The sequence below is a fragment of the Flavobacterium pokkalii genome, from assembly GCF_014596575.1.
Classification (GTDB): Bacteria; Bacteroidota; Bacteroidia; order Flavobacteriales; family Flavobacteriaceae; genus Flavobacterium; species Flavobacterium pokkalii.
This window is the reverse complement of record NZ_NASZ01000025.1, coordinates 20,748-37,886: the sequence shown is the minus strand read 5'-3', so window position 1 is coordinate 37,886 and position 17,139 is coordinate 20,748. Positions and strand designations below refer to the sequence as shown.

At 34.2% G+C, this 17,139-nt stretch carries 17 protein-coding genes; 12 read left to right on the top strand and 5 right to left on the bottom strand.

What is annotated here, in order from left to right:
* The first annotated feature begins 248 nt into the window (after positions 1 to 248).
* From porX to B6A10_RS14075, 4 genes are all read left to right on the top strand, one after another.
* On the top strand, positions 249 to 1,802 hold the full coding sequence (gene porX / locus B6A10_RS14090) for a T9SS response regulator signal transducer PorX (RefSeq protein WP_188221375.1): 1,554 nt from the start codon (positions 249 to 251) through the stop codon (positions 1,800 to 1,802).
* A gap of 95 nt (positions 1,803 to 1,897) precedes the next feature.
* The gene (tsaE, locus tag B6A10_RS14085) at positions 1,898 to 2,305 is read left to right on the top strand and encodes a tRNA (adenosine(37)-N6)-threonylcarbamoyltransferase complex ATPase subunit type 1 TsaE (RefSeq protein ID WP_055093108.1); all 408 of its coding nucleotides are present in this window, start codon (positions 1,898 to 1,900) and stop codon (positions 2,303 to 2,305) included.
* Positions 2,306 to 2,515: 210 nt separating this feature from the next.
* Positions 2,516 to 3,715: an alanine dehydrogenase gene (locus tag B6A10_RS14080; RefSeq protein WP_026713591.1), complete on the top strand. Its 1,200-nt coding sequence runs from the start codon at positions 2,516 to 2,518 to the stop codon at positions 3,713 to 3,715.
* Between the two features lie 36 nt (positions 3,716 to 3,751).
* On the top strand, positions 3,752 to 4,129 hold the full coding sequence (locus tag B6A10_RS14075) for a DUF4258 domain-containing protein (RefSeq protein WP_188221374.1): 378 nt from the start codon (positions 3,752 to 3,754) through the stop codon (positions 4,127 to 4,129).
* A gap of 81 nt (positions 4,130 to 4,210) precedes the next feature.
* On the opposite strand, the gene ung is transcribed toward B6A10_RS14075, so the two are convergent.
* Genes ung through B6A10_RS14060 form a run of 3 tightly spaced genes read right to left on the bottom strand, consistent with a single transcriptional unit; the run spans position 4,211 to position 5,539 of the window.
* A complete protein-coding gene (gene ung, locus B6A10_RS14070; protein WP_188221373.1) occupies positions 4,211 to 4,885 on the bottom strand; it encodes a uracil-DNA glycosylase in 675 nt (224 codons plus the stop codon).
* A gap of 5 nt (positions 4,886 to 4,890) precedes the next feature.
* Positions 4,891 to 5,256 (bottom strand): HepT-like ribonuclease domain-containing protein, encoded by a 366-nt coding sequence (locus tag B6A10_RS14065; protein ID WP_188221372.1) that lies wholly within the window; start codon positions 5,254 to 5,256, stop codon positions 4,891 to 4,893.
* Positions 5,249 to 5,539: a nucleotidyltransferase family protein gene (locus B6A10_RS14060; protein WP_055093100.1), complete on the bottom strand. Its 291-nt coding sequence runs from the start codon at positions 5,537 to 5,539 to the stop codon at positions 5,249 to 5,251. Before B6A10_RS14060 ends, B6A10_RS14065 begins: the two co-directional genes overlap by 8 nt.
* An 84-nt stretch (positions 5,540 to 5,623) precedes the next feature.
* Here B6A10_RS14060 and B6A10_RS14055 point away from each other — a divergent pair, with 84 nt between their 5' ends.
* Entirely contained in the window at positions 5,624 to 7,789 is a 2,166-nt protein-coding gene (locus B6A10_RS14055; protein ID WP_188221371.1) for an endonuclease MutS2, read from the top strand.
* A gap of 134 nt (positions 7,790 to 7,923) precedes the next feature.
* Positions 7,924 to 8,337, top strand: coding sequence for a thiol-disulfide oxidoreductase DCC family protein (locus B6A10_RS14050; RefSeq protein WP_188221370.1), 414 nt, complete (start codon positions 7,924 to 7,926; stop codon positions 8,335 to 8,337).
* A gap of 101 nt (positions 8,338 to 8,438) precedes the next feature.
* On the opposite strand, the gene B6A10_RS14045 is transcribed toward B6A10_RS14050, so the two are convergent.
* The gene (locus B6A10_RS14045; RefSeq protein ID WP_188221369.1) at positions 8,439 to 9,608 is read right to left on the bottom strand and encodes a proline dehydrogenase family protein; all 1,170 of its coding nucleotides are present in this window, start codon (positions 9,606 to 9,608) and stop codon (positions 8,439 to 8,441) included.
* A 92-nt stretch (positions 9,609 to 9,700) separates the two neighbouring features.
* Here B6A10_RS14045 and aroB point away from each other — a divergent pair, with 92 nt between their 5' ends.
* From aroB to B6A10_RS14015, 6 genes are all read left to right on the top strand, one after another.
* Positions 9,701 to 10,768 carry a 3-dehydroquinate synthase gene (aroB, locus tag B6A10_RS14040; protein WP_188221368.1) on the top strand — a complete coding sequence of 356 codons (1,068 nt, stop codon included), beginning with the start codon at positions 9,701 to 9,703 and terminating at the stop codon, positions 10,766 to 10,768.
* A gap of 292 nt (positions 10,769 to 11,060) precedes the next feature.
* On the top strand, positions 11,061 to 12,455 hold the full coding sequence (locus tag B6A10_RS14035; RefSeq protein ID WP_055093090.1) for a type III PLP-dependent enzyme domain-containing protein: 1,395 nt from the start codon (positions 11,061 to 11,063) through the stop codon (positions 12,453 to 12,455).
* 106 nt (positions 12,456 to 12,561) lie between these two features.
* The gene (locus tag B6A10_RS14030) at positions 12,562 to 13,533 is read left to right on the top strand and encodes a deoxyhypusine synthase family protein (protein ID WP_055093088.1); all 972 of its coding nucleotides are present in this window, start codon (positions 12,562 to 12,564) and stop codon (positions 13,531 to 13,533) included.
* A gap of 10 nt (positions 13,534 to 13,543) precedes the next feature.
* Complete coding sequence (locus B6A10_RS14025) at positions 13,544 to 13,942, top strand: hypothetical protein (RefSeq protein ID WP_055093086.1); 399 nt, start codon at positions 13,544 to 13,546, stop codon at positions 13,940 to 13,942.
* Positions 13,943 to 14,039: 97 nt separating this feature from the next.
* On the top strand, positions 14,040 to 16,148 hold the full coding sequence (gene recQ / locus B6A10_RS14020) for a DNA helicase RecQ (protein ID WP_188221367.1): 2,109 nt from the start codon (positions 14,040 to 14,042) through the stop codon (positions 16,146 to 16,148).
* Positions 16,145 to 16,627, top strand: coding sequence for a DNA-deoxyinosine glycosylase (locus B6A10_RS14015; RefSeq protein ID WP_188221366.1), 483 nt, complete (start codon positions 16,145 to 16,147; stop codon positions 16,625 to 16,627). The genes recQ and B6A10_RS14015 overlap by 4 nt, the downstream gene beginning before the upstream one ends.
* On the opposite strand, the gene B6A10_RS14010 is transcribed toward B6A10_RS14015, so the two are convergent.
* The gene (locus tag B6A10_RS14010; RefSeq protein WP_188221365.1) at positions 16,622 to 17,137 is read right to left on the bottom strand and encodes a DinB family protein; all 516 of its coding nucleotides are present in this window, start codon (positions 17,135 to 17,137) and stop codon (positions 16,622 to 16,624) included. The two genes, B6A10_RS14015 and B6A10_RS14010, sit on opposite strands and share 6 nt — an antisense overlap.
* Positions 17,138 to 17,139: the final 2 nt, after the last annotated feature.

Below are 17,139 nucleotides of genomic sequence, written 5' to 3'. Positions count from 1 at the left end.
AATGTTTTTGTAATTTAAAATTACGATTTTTTAAAAGACTTTCAGCAATCTTCTAAATATTATAGAAAGAAATTTTATCATAATATTAGGAAAATGGCGCTTTTAAAATGACTAATTTGCACAATGAAGAAGCTACATTTACGTTAACATAAAACTATTTTAAATTGTGTTTTTACACTTTTTAAACAATTTTATGAGATTGCTCATTCTTCGGAATGACATACTAAGGACAAAAAGACAATGAATTTATGGACAAAATAAAAATACTTTGGGTGGACGACGAGATTGATTACCTAAAACCACATATCCTTTTTTTAGAGAAAAAAAACTACGAAGTCACCACTTGCAACAACGGTTTGGATGCCATTGAAATATTTGACAATGAAAACTTTGACATTGTTTTCCTTGACGAAAACATGCCCGGAATGAGCGGTTTGGAAACCCTTTCGGAAATGAAAGAAAAAAAGAGCGCCATCCCGATGATTATGATTACCAAAAGTGAGGAAGAATACATCATGGAGGAAGCCATTGGCGCCAAAATTGCCGATTACCTGATTAAGCCGGTCAATCCTAATCAGATTTTGCTGAGTTTGAAAAAGAATTTGGACAACTCCAAGCTGATTTCGCAAAAAACCACTTTGGATTACCAAAAGGAATTTCGCAAAATTGCCATGGAAATGGGCATGGTCAACAGCTACGAAGACTGGATTGAGTTGTATAAAAAACTGTTATTTTGGGAATTGCAACTCGAAGACATCAACGATCCGGCGATGATAGAAATCTTGGAATCGCAAAAAGTGGAAGCCAATTCGCAGTTTGGTAAATTCATCGAACGTAATTACGAAGATTGGTTTCTGCCAAAAGCTGATACTCCTGTACAGTCGCATACCTTATTCAAAGAATTGGTTGTTCCTGAATTGAAAAAGAAAGAAAGACCGGTTTTATTTGTGGTTATCGATAATTTGAGATACGATCAATGGAAAGCCTTCGAAAATGTAGTAGCCGATTATTACAAATTAGAAAAAGAAGTTCCCTACTACTCTATTTTACCTACGGCAACCCAATATGCCCGAAATGCTATTTTCTCTGGATTATTGCCGGTTGATATGGAAAAAAAGCATCCTGATTTATGGAAAAATGATCCGGACGAAGGCGGAAAAAACTTATTTGAAGCCGAATTTCTGGAAGCCCAATTGAAACGTCTGAATCTGAACATCAAATCGGATTATTTCAAGATTACCAATATGGCTTCGGGAAAAAAACTTCTGGACAACTTTAAATCTTTAAAAGACAACGATTTAGTCGCCCTTGTTTATAATTTTGTCGATATGCTTTCGCACGCCAAAACCGAAATGGATGTAGTGAAAGAACTGGCTCCGGATGATAAGGCTTATCGCTCGCTGACGTTGAGTTGGTTTAAAAATTCCCCACTGTTAGAAATCATCCAACAGGCTCAAAAATTAGGTTTCAAACTGATTCTCACCACCGATCACGGAACCATCAATGTCAAAAACCCTTCGAAAGTAGTGGGCGACAAAAACACCAGCCTGAATTTACGCTACAAAACCGGTCGTAGCTTAACTTATGAGCAAAAAGATGTTTATGCCGTAAAAGACCCTAAAAAAATTGGGTTACCCGCTATAAATATGAGCAGTTCTTTTATTTTTGCAAAAAATGATTTGTTTTTGGCTTACGTGAACAATTACAATCATTATGTGAGTTATTATAAAAATACGTATCAGCATGGTGGAATTTCATTGGAAGAAATGATTGTGCCTTGTTTGATATTTAATCCAAAATAGGGATTTAGTCCTTAGTCGTCAGTCCTTAGTACGCTAAACAGAAATGAAGGACTAAGGACTAAGGACTAAGGACTAAGGACTAATAAACTAAAAACATGGAAATCACTTTTTCATTAGAAGAAATAAATAATGTTGCCGAACTAATTGTAGCGGCCCAACCGCATAAAGTAATTCTTTTTAATGGTGAAATGGGTGCCGGAAAAACTACTTTTATCAAACAATTGTGTAAAACTTTAGGTGTTACCCAGGCAACCAGCAGTCCTACTTTTTCTTTAGTAAATGAATATGAAGCGGCTAATCGTGAACTTATTTATCACTTTGATTTTTACCGTTTGAAAAAAGAAACCGAAGCACTTGATATGGGCGTAGATGATTATTTGTACTCCGGAAATTGGTGTTTTATCGAATGGGCCGAAAAAATTGCCGGTTTGCTTCCGGAATCTTATTCCACAATTACCATCGAAGTGCTTCCGGATAACAAACGTCTTTTAAAATTAAATTAATAACAAACCATATATTAATCACTGTAAATCAACAAATTAATTTATTTTTATTAAATTGAATTCCGAAATTACGTCTTAATAAAATCTATAAAAATGGTGAAATTGATACCTAATCTTAATAAATAAAATCATTTCTGTTTTTATCAGAATATAAAGCTTATTTTTTTAATCTTTTTGTGTAATTTTACTTTTTAATAGTATCAAAAAACGATGTCGATTTCAATAACTCCATTTACCAAACAACAGTTATTACCTCAGGAAGAGAAGCTGGAAGTTGCCAGAAAAAAAGGCGAACTATTTATTGGTATTCCAAAAGAAACAAGCTATCAGGAACGACGCATCTGCTTAACGCCGGATGCGGTAAGTTCATTAGTGTGTCATGGACATCGTGTAATGATTGAATCAGGAGCCGGAGAAAGCGCCAGTTATTCCGATAAAGAATATTCAGAAGCCGGAGCGGAAGTAACCAAAGACACGCAAAAAGTTTTTGGTTGTCCGATGATTTTAAAGGTGGAACCGCCTACAGTGGCCGAAATCAACATGATGAACAATCAAACGATTCTGCTTTCCGCGATTCAATTAAAAACCAAGAAAAAAGAGTATTTCGAAGCTTTAACCAAAAAGAAAATCACCGCATTAGCTTTTGAATACCTTAAAGATGTCGATGAAACTTATCCGGTTGTAAAATCTTTAAGCGAAATTGCCGGAACAGCCTCCATTTTAATCGCTGCCGAATTAATGATTGCCAATTCTTACGGAAAAGGCTTGCTCTTTGGAAATATTACCGGAGTTCCCCCTACTGAAGTTGTCATTTTGGGCGCTGGAACTGCCGGAGAATTTGCTGCCAGAACAGCCATTGGTCTAGGAGCAAACGTAAAAGTTTTCGATAATTCGATTACCAAATTAAGACGACTGCAAAACAGTTTAAACCAGCGTATTTTTACTTCCACGATTCAGCCCAAGGCTTTAATGAAAGCTTTAAGACGTTGCGATGTTGCTATTGGCGCAATGCGCGGTCTGGAACGCTGTCCGGTTGTAGTTACGGAAACGATGGTGGAACACATGAAAAAAGGCGCTGTCATTGTTGATGTAAGTATCGATACCGGTGGTTGTTTTGAAACTTCCGAAGTAACCACTCACGAAAAACCTACTTTTATAAAGAGCAATATTTTACACTACTGTGTTCCCAATATTCCTTCCCGCTATTCCAAGTCAGCATCCTTGTCTATTAGCAACATTATCACTCCTTATTTATTGAAAATTGCCGAAGATGGCGGTCTCGAAAGCGCCATTCGTTGTGACAAAGGTCTGAAAAACGGGGTTTATACCTACCACGGAATTTTAACAAACAGAGCCATTGGCGAATGGTTTGATTTACCTAACAACGACATCAATTTAATTGTGTTTTAAGCAAACATCAATTACCTTTGCCCAAAAATTAAATACATGAAATTTGTACAACGTTTTGCCTATTATTTAGTAGGTTTAGTAATAGGCTGCTTTTTTGTAGCCCTTGTTTATGGCGGAAAAGATACCCGCTGCAATTATTTCCCAAATGCCCGTGTTTTGAATGATATCAGAAGTAAACCTTTCGAATATTCCGTAAAAGCAACTCAGGTTTTAAATGAAAAATGGGTTGATACCGCTGATATTAGAAAAACGCTGGAATTTGGAGATGTTGATTTTGATAAAAGCGACACCGAATTTGGAAAAAAAGCCAAATTATACGTTATCGAAGGGAAAACAGCCAAAAATGTAGAAATCATTTTGACTGTAAAAAACGAAGAAAACAAAGCTACTTTAGAGAATATTATCAAGAAGTAAGCTTTTTAAAATAACCGCAAATTCGCAAATTTAATTCAAATATTAATTTGCGAATTTGTTGTTTTTAATACTTTTCTCTTATTATAAAACCCAATTTATTTCTTCCTTATTTTTTGATTTCAAATAAGCATTAGCCTGTGAAAAGTGTTTGTTTCCAAACCATTTTCCCTGATTAGCACTCATAGGCGAAGGATGACCAGATTCAAGCACCAAATGTTTGTTTCGGTCGATTTTGCTTCCTTTTTTCTGCGCAAAAGAACCCCAAAGTAGGAAAACAATATTTTCTTTTTCATCGGATATTTTTTGAATAACAGCATCCGTAAATAGATTCCACTTCAAATGTTTATGACTATTCGGTTTGTCTTTTTGAACGGTAAGCGAGGCATTTAACAACAAAACACCCTGCTTCGCCCAATGTTCTAAATTTCCGGAAACAGGCATTAATAAGTTATCTAAATCATCGTTGATTTCGCGATAAATGTTTCTTAATGAAGGCGGGATTTTTACACCATTATTAACCGAAAAACACAAACCATTTGCCTCTCCTTCACCGTGATAAGGATCCTGACCAATAATAACCAGTTTCAAATTGGAAAAATCACAATAGTTAAAAGCCGAAAAAATCAAACCTTTGGGCGGATAACAAATACCAGTCTGATATTCCTTTTCCACTTCCATCATCAAATCAGAAAAATAAGGTTTTTGTAATTCATCTGACAAAATTGTCTGCCATTGCGAAGATAAGTTGAGTTGCATGTTTCTTAATTAAATTTACTCAACTCTTTAGTTACAATACTTTTTAATTGAGGTAAATAATTGTCACAAATTTGATATACAATTTCATAATCCAACATCTCATAATGGTGTGAAATAAAATCCCGAAAACGAATGATTTTACTCCATTCCATTTCCGGATAGTTGGTTTCTAATAAATTGTGTTTTCTAAAAATATTTTTTATGTTTTCTCCTATTGCCTGAAGTCGGGTAACAATAGCATCCAGAAGCGTTTTTCCATGTTCTGTAGAAACAAAATCAATCGAAGAATTGATTTCTGAAAATCTTCTGTTACAAACAGTAATATGTTCCAAAATAGTTTCTAAAGAATATTTATATACGGCATCATACATAAATTAAATCATTTTTTATGGTATCCAAAAAACGTTGCGATACATGAGGTCCTTTACGAACAATTTCTATTTTAGCTTTCAATTTGTTCTCCAGAAAAGCGTATAATCCCATCAGAAAACTATATGAAGGCTCCTTGAATTCTACCAGGAAATCGACATCACTTTCTGCATCTTCAAGTCCTTTGGCATAGGAACCAAATAAAGCAATAGATACAACTCCGAAATTATCTTTCAGAAATTGTTTCTCAGTTAGTAAACTAGTAATGATTTCTTCTTTTCTCATGTAACAAATATAAAAATTAATTGTTTTCTATTAATAGAACTTAACAAGTTTGTAACTTTGACGCTTTTAGAATTTAGCATACAAATGATATCCATCACCGAAAAAACATTACAGGATTTACAATTTCCAACCATTCTCGAAACCATTTCAGAGATTTGTAATACCGAAATTGGAAAAGAAAAAGCGTTAAAAATCACTCCTTTCCGGGAAAAAGAAGATTTGATGCAGGCCTTGATGCAAACTTCGGAGTATGTTTCTTCCTTTCAAAATAACAATGCCATTCCTAATCACGGATTTGATGCCATAACGCATGAAATCAAATTCCTGTCTATTGAAGATAGTTTTTTGGAAGTAGGCAGTTTTAGAAAAATTGCTACACTTTCTTCCACAGTGAATACGATGTTGCAATACCTGAAAAAATTTGATGATTATTATCCAAACATCAACGCCAGAGCTTCCAGAGTTGAATTTACAAAGGAAATTGTAACTCAAATTGATGTTGTAGTTGATAAATACGGTGAAATTAAAGACAACGCCTCTCCTGCGTTATCCGATATTCGCCGAAATATGAATTTGGTTCGAGGAAAAGTGAATCAAAGTTTTGGAATTGCGCTGCAACAATACAATGGCTTAGGCTATCTGGATGATATTAAGGAAAGTTTTGTGCAAAATCGTCGTGTTTTGGCAGTATTGGCGATGCACAGGCGAAAAGTACGAGGAACCATTTTAGGCAGTTCAAAAACAGGAAGTATCGCCTACATTGAACCCGAAATGACCTTAAAATATTCGCGTGAATTGAGCAATTTAGAATACGAGGAAAAAGAAGAAATCACCCGTATTTTAAAACAATTATCCAATGCCATTCGTCCTTTTGTTCCTTTATTAAAAGAATATCAGGAATTTTTAAGCGACATTGATGTGATTGCTGCCAAAGCAAAATATGCTGAAAAAATCAACGGAATACTTCCTAATATCACCGAAGAACGCCGTTTGTATTTTAGAGAAGCGTACCATCCTATTTTGTATTTGACTAACAAACAGAAAAAGGAAATTACCTATCCGCAAACCATAGAATTACAGCAGGAAAATCGAATTATTGTGATTTCGGGACCTAATGCGGGAGGAAAAACCATTTCCTTAAAAACGATTGGTTTACTGCAATTGATGTTACAATCCGGAATGTTGATTCCAGTTCACGAACGTTCAGAAACTTTTTTATTTGACAGAATACTAACAGATATTGGAGATAACCAATCTATTGAAAATCACTTAAGTACTTATAGTTACCGATTAAAAAACATGAACTACTTTTTGAAAAAATGCAATCGTAGAACGATGTTTTTAATTGACGAATTTGGTACCGGTTCTGATCCTGAATTAGGTGGTGCTCTGGCTGAAATTTTCCTGGAAGAATTCTATCATCGGGAAGCTTTTGGGATTATTACGACACATTATGCCAATTTGAAAATTCTGGCTAATGAACTGCCTTTTGCAACCAATGCCAATATGCTTTTTGACGAAAAATCATTAGAACCCATGTATAAATTGGTTTTAGGTCAGGCCGGAAGTTCTTTCACATTTGAAGTAGCACAGAAAAACGGAATTCCTTTTGGTTTGATTAATCGGGCGAAAAAGAAAATCGAAGTGGGAAAAGTTCGTTTTGACAAAACCATTGCCAACTTACAAAAAGAACGCTCTAAGCTCGAGAAAACCTCTTTGAATTTAAAAGAAGAAGAAACCCGGGCTCGTGAAGAGAGCAAAAAAATGGAATCTATCAATACCAAAATAAAACAAAAACTGGAAAGCTATCAGGAGCTATATGACAGTAATCAGAAAGCCATTTATATAGGTCAAAAGGTGGATGATTTGGCCGAAAAATATTTCAACAATAAAAATAAAAAAGAGCTGATTGGTGAATTTTTAAAGATTGTAGAAATCGAAAATTCCAAACGTAAAAAAGCCACTCCAAAAGAAACTAAAGCGATAATTGCCAAGAAAAAAGAAATTATAGAAGAAGTTCAGGTTCAGGTGGAAGAAATCAGAAAAGAGAAAAAAGAAAAGAAACTAAAACCTGTGGTTGAAAAACCAAAACCAATTCTAAAAGTAGGTGACCGCGTGCGAATGATTGATGGTAAAGCAGTGGGAAGCATTGACTCAATTGAGAAAAACAAAGCAACCGTAAATTATGGTCTGTTTACTTCTAAGGTTAGTTTGGATGAGTTGGATTTAGTTGAAGCGGTGAAAAAATAGTTTGCAGTAAGCAGTAATCAGTGTCATTGCGAGGAACGAAGCAATCTCACTAGGATAAGCAAATCAGTACGTAAAAACAAAAATGCGATTGCTTCGTTCCGATAGCTATCGGAACGAAGCAATGACTTAACCAAATGCAAAACCTACCTAAAAACAAAAAAATAATTCTTTTTGATGGCATTTGTAATTTATGCAATTCGTCAGTGCAGTTTATTATTGAAAGAGACAAAAAAGATGTTTTCAGGTTTGTGGCTTTACAATCCGAACTTGGTCAGGAAATTTGTAATTATGTTGGTGTAAATCCAAAAATTACAGATAGTATCATTTTGTACGAACCCGGAACGGCTTATTATTTAAAATCAGAAGCTGCTTTAAAAATTGTGGCTGAATTTCATTCGGTTTATTCTCTATTGGGAATTTTTAAAATTTTTCCAATTGGCATTCGGGATTCCATTTACGATTATATTGCCAAAAACCGCTACAAATGGTACGGCAAAAAAGAGCAATGCATGATTCCGACTCCGGAATTGAAAGCTAAATTTCTATAGTGCAATCAGGCAAAAATCTTATCTGTCAATAAAAAAAACACAAACTTTCACAATTCAATTGGTAAAAATTTGTGCAATTTGTGGTAAAATAATAAGTTGTTTTATGCTTTCTTTCTTCTTTTGCGTTCTTTTTTAAGCATTTTCAATTCGCGACTGGTTTGTCCCGCAACCGAAGTATTTTCTTCGGCACGTCTGATTAAATATGGCATTACATCTTTTACCGGGCCAAAAGGCAAGTACTTAGCCACATTGTAACCATTGTAAGCCAAATTATAACTAATATTATCACTCATCCCATACAATTGACCAAACCAAATTCGGTTATCGGTGGCTGCAATTCCTTTTTCTTCCATCAATTGCATTAAGTAATACGTACTTTCTTCATTGTGTGTGCCTGCAAAAATAGACATCGAATCAATATTTTCGAGCATATACAAAATTGCAGCGTTGTAGTTCGCATCTGTCGTTTCTTTTGAAGTACAAATCGGTGATTTGTATCCTTTTTCAGCTGCCTTGTCATTTTCTTTTTCCATATAAGCCCCGCGAACAATCTTAATTCCAATATGAAAACCTTGTTGTTTGGCTTGTTCGTGTAATTTTTTCAAATAATCCAAACGATTCCAACGATACATTTGCAAGGTGTTAAAAACAATTGCTTTTTCTTTATTGTATTTACGCATCATATCGGCAACAATATCATCGGCGGCATCCTGCATCCAACTTTCTTCTGCATCAATCAATAAAGCTACATCTTTTTTATGCGCTTCACTGCAAATAATATCAAAGCGCTCCACTACTCTATCCCACTCAGCCTGTTCCGCTTCCGTCAAAGCAATTTTAGCTCCCACTTTTTCATACAAATCAATTCTTCCGAGCCCAGTAGGTTTAAAAACTGCAAATGGAATTGCCTTACGTTCCTGAGCAAAATCAATTGTTTTCAGAGTCATTTTCAAAGCCGCTTCAAACTGATCTTCTTCCTCCTTTCCTTCTACAGAATAATCCAAAACCGAAGAAACTCCTTTAGTGTACATTTTATCAACCACCGAAAGACAGTCTTCTTCATTCACGCCACCACAAAAATGATCAAAAACGCTGGCTCGAATTAATTTTTCTACCGGAAGATGAACTTTTAAAGCAAAATTGGTAACCGCTGTACCAATTCGTACCAAAGGCTGACTGGAAATCATTTTGAAAAGAAAAAAAGCCCTGTCTAATTCGGTGTCGCTCTTTAAAGCAAAAGCGATTTCGGTATTTTTAAAAATCTTTTTCATTTTTTTTCATTATTTGAAACAAATATAGACAGAGTTATGAATAATAATTACTCGAAATTGCCTTATTTTGCATTTCAAATTAATTAATGACGATGCAAACAATTCAAGCCAATAATTACCCAATCTATTTTAACGAAAAAGCATACGAAGCTTTAAATCTTCACATCAGCCAAAATAAATATTCAAACATTTTTATAATTGTTGACAGCAATACGAATGAATTTTGTTTACCAAAATTATTGCCGTTAATCGAAACCGATTTGAATGTCGAAATTATAGAATTTGAGGCCGGAGAAGAAAATAAAAACATCGAAACCTGCGTTGAAATTTGGAAAGTATTGACAGAACTTGGCGGCGACCGAAAAAGTTTGGTGTTAAATTTAGGTGGTGGTGTTGTAACTGATTTAGGCGGATTTGTGGCTTCGACCTTTAAGCGAGGCGTTGATTTCATTCACATTCCAACTACTTTACTTTCTATGGTGGATGCTTCTGTTGGTGGAAAAAACGGAGTAGATTTAGGAAATTTAAAAAATCAAATCGGTGTAATTAACGTTCCCAGCATGGTTTTGATTGATACACAATTTTTAGAAACGGTTCCTCAAAACGAAATGCGTTCCGGTCTTGCCGAAATGCTAAAACACGGTTTGATTTATGACAAAAAGTACTGGGAAGAGTTTTTAGATATATCAACAATTGATTTTGACGCTTTAGATCAATTAATTTATCGTTCGGTTGAAATTAAAAACGAAATTGTAAAACAGGATCCAACGGAGAAAAACATCCGAAAAGCATTGAACTTTGGTCATACTTTAGGTCATGCTATCGAAGGTTATTTTCTGGAAAATGAAAATAAAACTACTTTGCTTCACGGAGAAGCAATTGCTGTAGGAATGATTTTGGAAAGTTTTATTTCTTTACACAAAGGTTTAATTACAAAAGAGGAATACATTCAAATCAAAACCGTTTTAAAATCAATTTATGAAGATATTACATTTGAAGAAGAAGATATCAAACCGATTTTAGATTTGTTAATTCACGACAAAAAGAACGAATACGGAAGCATTCAATTTGCTTTAATTGAAGGTATCGGAAAGATAAAAATCAACCAAGAAGTTGAGAATGAATTGATTCTTGAAGCCTTTGAAGATTACAAATCGTAACCTTTTTTTTTTATAAAAAAGGATTGCATCACTTATATTTTATTTTTTACATTTGCCGCGATGAAAAAAGATCAAAAACAACGAAACTACCGCTCCAGCCAAGGCGTGAACAATACTTCTTTTCAAAGAATATTGAAACGTTTTTTTTGTGTTGCGAGACAATTTCATTTTGATATTTTTCAATTCTTAAAAGTAGAAAACGAAAAATTGCAGATTATTTATGCCAATATCAGGGTTTGAATTATAGTTTAATTTATTTCATTAAAACTATAAAATCATAAATCCTAAAAAAATGAATACTAAATATTCGGACTTAATTAATCAAACCTACTATTTCCCTCAGGAAGAATTTAAACTAAACAAAGACAACCTTTTATTTCACAACATTGATTTGATGAAATTGGTTGAAAAATACGGTACCCCTTTAAAATTTACTTATTTACCTCAAATTTCCAACAATATCAACAAAGCTAAAAGTTGGTTTCGTAGAGCGATGGAGAAAAACAAATATGAGGGAAAATACTATTACTGTTATTGCACCAAAAGCTCTCATTTTGAATTTATTATGAATGAAGCTTTTAAAAACAATATTCACGTTGAAACATCATCGGCATTTGACATTAATATTGTTGAGAATTTACTAAAAAACGGTAAAATCAACAAAAGTACTTATGTGATTTGTAATGGTTTTAAAAGAGATGAGTACATTTCTAATATTGCCCGATTAATCAATAACGGACATAAAAATACCATTCCTATTATTGACAACTACGAAGAATTAGATTTGCTTCAGGCGGAAATCAAAGGAAAATTCAAAATTGGAATTCGTATTGCTGCTGAGGAAGAACCAAAATTTGAGTTCTATACTTCCCGCTTAGGAATCGGTTATAAAAACATTGTAAATTTTTACAAAAAGCAAATTCAGGACAATCCAAATCTTGAATTAAAAATGCTGCACTTTTTCATTAATACCGGAATCAATGATACGGCTTATTATTGGAACGAATTAGTAAAATGTATCAAAGTATATATTGCACTTAAAAGAGAATGTCCAACATTAGACGGACTGAACATTGGTGGTGGATTCCCTATCAAAAATTCTTTGGCTTTTGAATACGATTACCAATACATGATTGATGAAATCATCAATCAAATTAAAATTGCCTGCGAAGAAGCCGAAGTAGATGTTCCGCATATTTTTACGGAATTTGGTTCCTTTACTGTTGGAGAAAGCGGCGGTGCAATTTATCAGGTTTTATACCAAAAACAACAAAACGACAGAGAAAAGTGGAACATGATTGATTCTTCGTTCATCACCACTTTACCGGATACCTGGGCCATAAACAAGCGTTTTATCATGTTAGCCGTTAACCGCTGGAACGATACTTACGAAAGAGTACTTTTGGGCGGACTTACTTGCGACAGCGACGATTATTACAATTCGGAGCAAAACATGAACGCGATTTATTTACCGAAATACAACAAAGAAAAACCACTTTATATCGGATTTTTTAATACGGGCGCTTATCAGGAAACAATCGGCGGATACGGTGGATTACACCACTGTTTAATCCCGCAGCCTAAGCACATTTTAATTGACAGAGATGAAAATGGTATCCTTGCAACGGAAGTATTTTCGGAACAACAAACCTCTGAAGAAGTATTAAAAATTTTAGGCTACAAATAAAAAATAATTAATCAAATACACCTTTGGTAGATTTATAATTTCATTATATTTGAACCGATTTAGATTCTAAATATGATAAATTTACTAATGATTTAAACCCTATAAAATGAGTAAAGGACCGATCAGTCAATTTATTGAAAAACACTATTTACACTTTAATTCAGCTGCATTAGTTGACGCTGCCAAAGCATACGAACAACAATTAGCGAATGGTGCTAAAATGTTAGTGAGTATGGCAGGTGCCATGAGTACCGCCGAAATTGGAAAAATATTTGCCGAAGTAATTCGTCAGGATAAAGTTCAGATTATTTCCTGTACAGGAGCAAATCTTGAAGAAGATATTATGAACTTAGTAGCTCATTCTCACTACGAAAGAGTACCTCACTACCGTGATTTGACTCCACAGGACGAATGGGATTTATTAGAAAGAGGATTAAACCGTGTAACAGATACCTGTATTCCGGAACACGAAGCTTTCCGCAGATTACAAAAACACATCTACAAAATCTGGAAAGATGCTGATGATAAAGGAGAACGTTATTTCCCTCATGAGTTCATGTACAAAATGTTACTTTCGGGAGTATTAGAAGAATATTACGAAATTGACTTAAAAGACAGCTGGATGTATGCAGCTGCTGAGAAAAACTTGCCTATTATTGTACCGGGATGGGAAGACAGTACAATGGGGAATATTTTCGCTTCTTATGTAATCAAGGGAGAATTGAAAGCTTCTACCATGAAATCAGGTATTGAATACATGACTTTCTTAGCTGATTGGTACACTAAAAATTCTGAAAACGGTATTGGTTTCTTCCAAATTGGTGGAGGTATCGCCGGAGATTTCCCTATTTGCGTGGTGCCAATGTTGTATCAGGATATGGAAATGCATGACGTTCCCTTCTGGAGTTATTTCTGCCAAATTTCTGATTCAACAACAAGTTATGGATCTTATTCCGGAGCGGTTCCTAATGAAAAAATTACCTGGGGTAAATTAGATATCAACACTCCTAAATTCATAATCGAATCAGATGCTACTATTGTGGCGCCATTAATTTTTGCTTATTTATTAGATTTATAATACCATTTATATGAGAAGAGTTATTGTTGAGTATGCTAAACTAACTAACGAAATTTTAAACTTATTGGTTGAAAAATTTCCTGATGGATATGATGACGAAGATATCATTCGTTTTAAAAACGCCAAAAATGAATTAGTTGAAGCAGTTGAAGTTCGTACAGAAGACACTATTTACTTAGTAAAAGTAAGTACTAAGCTTGCTGACAGAATTGAGAATTTTGATGAAGATGATGATATCGATGATGTAATTGAACCAATTGCTCCAATTAAAGGTTTAGATATGGATGATGACATCAGTGACGATGACGACGATGATGATGATAATGACAAGCCAGAACTTGACGATGAAGATGAAGATGGAGACGACAAAGACATCGCCGATGAAGAAGATGACGATGACGAAGATTAATTCATAAGAATACAAAACGAAAAGGAACTCCAAAAAGAGTTCCTTTTTTTATCCTTACAAACTGTAAAATTTTTCAAAAAAAAACAAGCTTCCTTAAATGATTACTTCTCAAATTTTACACACCACACTTAAAGAAAATTTTGGATTTGAAAAATTCAGAACAAATCAGGAAGAGATAATTAATACGGTTTTACAAAACAAAGACACTTTGGCTATTATGCCTACAGGCGGAGGAAAATCGATTTGTTTTCAATTACCAGCCCTATTATTTCCGGGACTAACCATTGTTATTTCGCCTCTGATTGCTTTAATGAAAGATCAGGTTGATGGTTTAAAATCCAATGGAATTCCGGCTTGTTACATTAACAGTACACAAACAGAAGATGAACAACAACAGCATATAGACAACATCATTAATCAAAAAATAAAACTCGTTTATATTGCTCCCGAGAGTTTATCGTATTTAGAAAATATTTTTAGCACCATCAATATCAGTTTGATTGCTATTGATGAAGCACATTGCATTTCGTCCTGGGGACATGATTTCAGACCGGCTTACACCAATTTAGGTTATCTCAAAAACCGCTTCCCTTCTACTCCGATTTTAGCTTTAACTGCAACTGCCGATAAAGCTACACGTGAAGATATTAGCAAACAGTTAAACCTTAAAAAACCCAAGGTTTTTATCGCTTCCTTTGACCGGAAAAATCTAAGTTTGGAAGTTCGTCCGGCTTTAGACAGAGTCAAACAAATTATTGATTTTATCGAATCCAAAACAAACGATTCCGGAATTATTTATTGCTTAAGCAGAAAAGCAACTGAAGAACTTGCTGAAAAATTACAAAAAGCAGGAATTGCCGCCAAAGCTTATCATGCCGGTTTAGACGCTGAAATTCGTTCTAAAACTCAGGATGAATTTATAAACGATGAATGTCAGGTAGTTTGTGCCACGATAGCTTTTGGAATGGGAATCGACAAATCCAATGTACGTTGGGTAATTCATTACAATCTTCCCAAAAATATCGAAGGATATTATCAGGAAATTGGTCGTGCCGGACGTGACGGCTTAGCTTCCGAAACTATTTTATTTGAAAGTTACGGAGATGTTATTCAGCTTCAAAAATTTGCTTCGCAGGGACAAAATGCCGAAATCCAATTGGCAAAACTCGAACGTATGAAGCAATATGCAGATGCTTTAAGTTGTCGTCGAAAAATATTACTTTCTTATTTTGGAGAAATCGTTACCGAAAACTGCAACAACTGTGATATTTGTAAAAATCCACCGGAATTTTTCGATGGTACGATTTTGGCTCAAAAAGCACTTTCGGCTATTATTCGCCTCAAAGAATCCGAACCTTTACCTGTGATTATTGATTTTTTAAGAGGTTCTAAAAATGCTTTTATCTACGAAAAAGAGTACCAAAACCTGAAAACCTATGGCGTAGGAATTGAAACTTCCTGGCAGGACTGGAATCAATATTTGATTCAGTTAATCAATTTAGGCTATTGTGAAATTGCTTTTCACCAACAAAATAAAATCAAATTGACTTCTTTGGCAAAAAAGGTTTTATTTGAAAATGAAAAAGTACAACTCAGTACAATCAAAATTAAGGAAGACAGGAAAAAAGAAAAACCGACTACCCAAACAAAAACAATTACAAATTCATTATTTGAAAGTCTACGTAAATTACGTTACGAAATTGCCACAGAAGAAGATGTTCCTGCTTATGTTATTTTCAGCGATGCTACCTTACGACAAATGGAAATCAATCGTCCGATGAGCGAAGAAGAATTTATTGCCATTGACGGAGTTGGAAGAAGTAAATTAGAAAAATACGGCGACGCTTTTATCAAAACAATCATTGCTTTTCAAAAGGACAAAAAGCTTAAAAAACAAAAAACTTCCAGTACCTACAAAGAAACATTGACTCTTTATAACGAAGACTTAAGTGTAGAAGAAATTGCAACCAAAAGAAAACTAGGTTTAAGCACAATTATTTCACATTTAGCCAAATTATATTTAGACGGAAATGCGATTGATTTATCGCAATTTATCACTCAGGAAGAAGTTGATTTAATTGCCAAAGCAAAAATTGAATTAAAAAATCCTACTGCATTAAAACCTTATTTTGATTATTTTGAAGAAAAAATAAGTTATGAAAAAATCCGAATCGGATTAACCATCATCGAAAAAGAAAATTCATGATTTACTCCTTTCCGCCATTTGTAAATAAAGAAACTAAAATTCTGATTTTGGGAACCATGCCCGGAATTGCTTCTTTAGAAAAACAGCAATATTATGCGCATCCGAGAAATCATTTCTGGAAAATTCTTTTTACTGTTTTAGGAAAAACTGTTGTTTCTGAAATTTACGAAGAAAGAATCCAACTTTTAACCAGGAATAAAATTGGAATTTGGGATGTACTCCAAAATTGTGAACGCAAAGGAAGTTTGGATGTTCATATCAAAAATCAACAACCAAATAATTTTAAGAAATTATTCGACGAACATCCTGCAATAAAAACGATAGTTTTCAACGGAAAGGAAAGTCATCGTTATTTCATTAAAAGTTTCGGAAAAATAAAAGGCATTACGTATCATGTAATGCCTTCTACCAGTCCCGCTAATACAATGTCATTTGAAAACAAATTGAAAAGCTGGTCTGTTGTTTTTGATAATCTATAAATAGCGTTCCTGAAAAATTCTTTGATGGTGTTTTTGATGTCCTATAATAATAAAACCAATTGCACGAACCGAAATTTCATTATTAGAAGCTATTCCGATTCTTTTTAATTGTTCCTTTGAAAAACTTTTAAAAAGTGCTAAAGTACTCTGGCGAACAATAGACAACTCGGTTAATAAGCTTTGCAAATGTCTGTCGTTAGCATTTGTATTCAAAACAAAATCATTTTCATCAAATCCGGGCAAAGGCGTTTTATCATTTCTTGAAATTCGCAAAGCCCGATAAGCAAAAACACGTTCGGTGTCAATTACATGCTGAATAATTTCTTTGATTGTCCATTTGCCTTCGGCATAGCGATAATCAAATTTATCCATTGGAATATCCTGAACAAAACGAATAAAAGCATGAAGACTTATTTCTAAGTCTTCATACAAATCTTCATCACCGGCTTCCTGCATATAAGTTGCATAAAATCCAGCGTATTCGTTGTTGGGAATAGCTATTCGCTTCATAA

What these genes read in the sequence shown, in the direction of transcription:
- B6A10_RS14055 (WP_188221371.1), top strand. Translation starts at nt 5,624, where the DNA reads ATGATATCCATCACCGAAAAAACATTACAGGATTTACAATTTCCAACC.
- aroB (WP_188221368.1), top strand. Translation starts at nt 9,701, where the DNA reads ATGCAAACAATTCAAGCCAATAATTACCCAATCTATTTTAACGAAAAA.
- B6A10_RS14080 (WP_026713591.1), top strand. Translation starts at nt 2,516, where the DNA reads ATGTCGATTTCAATAACTCCATTTACCAAACAACAGTTATTACCTCAG.
- recQ (WP_188221367.1), top strand. Translation starts at nt 14,040, where the DNA reads ATGATTACTTCTCAAATTTTACACACCACACTTAAAGAAAATTTTGGA.
- tsaE (WP_055093108.1), top strand. Translation starts at nt 1,898, where the DNA reads ATGGAAATCACTTTTTCATTAGAAGAAATAAATAATGTTGCCGAACTA.
- B6A10_RS14015 (WP_188221366.1), top strand. Translation starts at nt 16,145, where the DNA reads ATGATTTACTCCTTTCCGCCATTTGTAAATAAAGAAACTAAAATTCTG.
- porX (WP_188221375.1), top strand. Translation starts at nt 249, where the DNA reads ATGGACAAAATAAAAATACTTTGGGTGGACGACGAGATTGATTACCTA.
- B6A10_RS14010 (WP_188221365.1), bottom strand. Translation starts at nt 17,137, where the DNA reads ATGAAGCGAATAGCTATTCCCAACAACGAATACGCTGGATTTTATGCA.
- B6A10_RS14045 (WP_188221369.1), bottom strand. Translation starts at nt 9,608, where the DNA reads ATGAAAAAGATTTTTAAAAATACCGAAATCGCTTTTGCTTTAAAGAGC.
- ung (WP_188221373.1), bottom strand. Translation starts at nt 4,885, where the DNA reads ATGCAACTCAACTTATCTTCGCAATGGCAGACAATTTTGTCAGATGAA.
- B6A10_RS14075 (WP_188221374.1), top strand. Translation starts at nt 3,752, where the DNA reads ATGAAATTTGTACAACGTTTTGCCTATTATTTAGTAGGTTTAGTAATA.
- B6A10_RS14025 (WP_055093086.1), top strand. Translation starts at nt 13,544, where the DNA reads ATGAGAAGAGTTATTGTTGAGTATGCTAAACTAACTAACGAAATTTTA.
- B6A10_RS14035 (WP_055093090.1), top strand. Translation starts at nt 11,061, where the DNA reads ATGAATACTAAATATTCGGACTTAATTAATCAAACCTACTATTTCCCT.
- B6A10_RS14030 (WP_055093088.1), top strand. Translation starts at nt 12,562, where the DNA reads ATGAGTAAAGGACCGATCAGTCAATTTATTGAAAAACACTATTTACAC.
- B6A10_RS14065 (WP_188221372.1), bottom strand. Translation starts at nt 5,256, where the DNA reads ATGTATGATGCCGTATATAAATATTCTTTAGAAACTATTTTGGAACAT.
- B6A10_RS14060 (WP_055093100.1), bottom strand. Translation starts at nt 5,539, where the DNA reads ATGAGAAAAGAAGAAATCATTACTAGTTTACTAACTGAGAAACAATTT.
- B6A10_RS14050 (WP_188221370.1), top strand. Translation starts at nt 7,924, where the DNA reads ATGCAAAACCTACCTAAAAACAAAAAAATAATTCTTTTTGATGGCATT.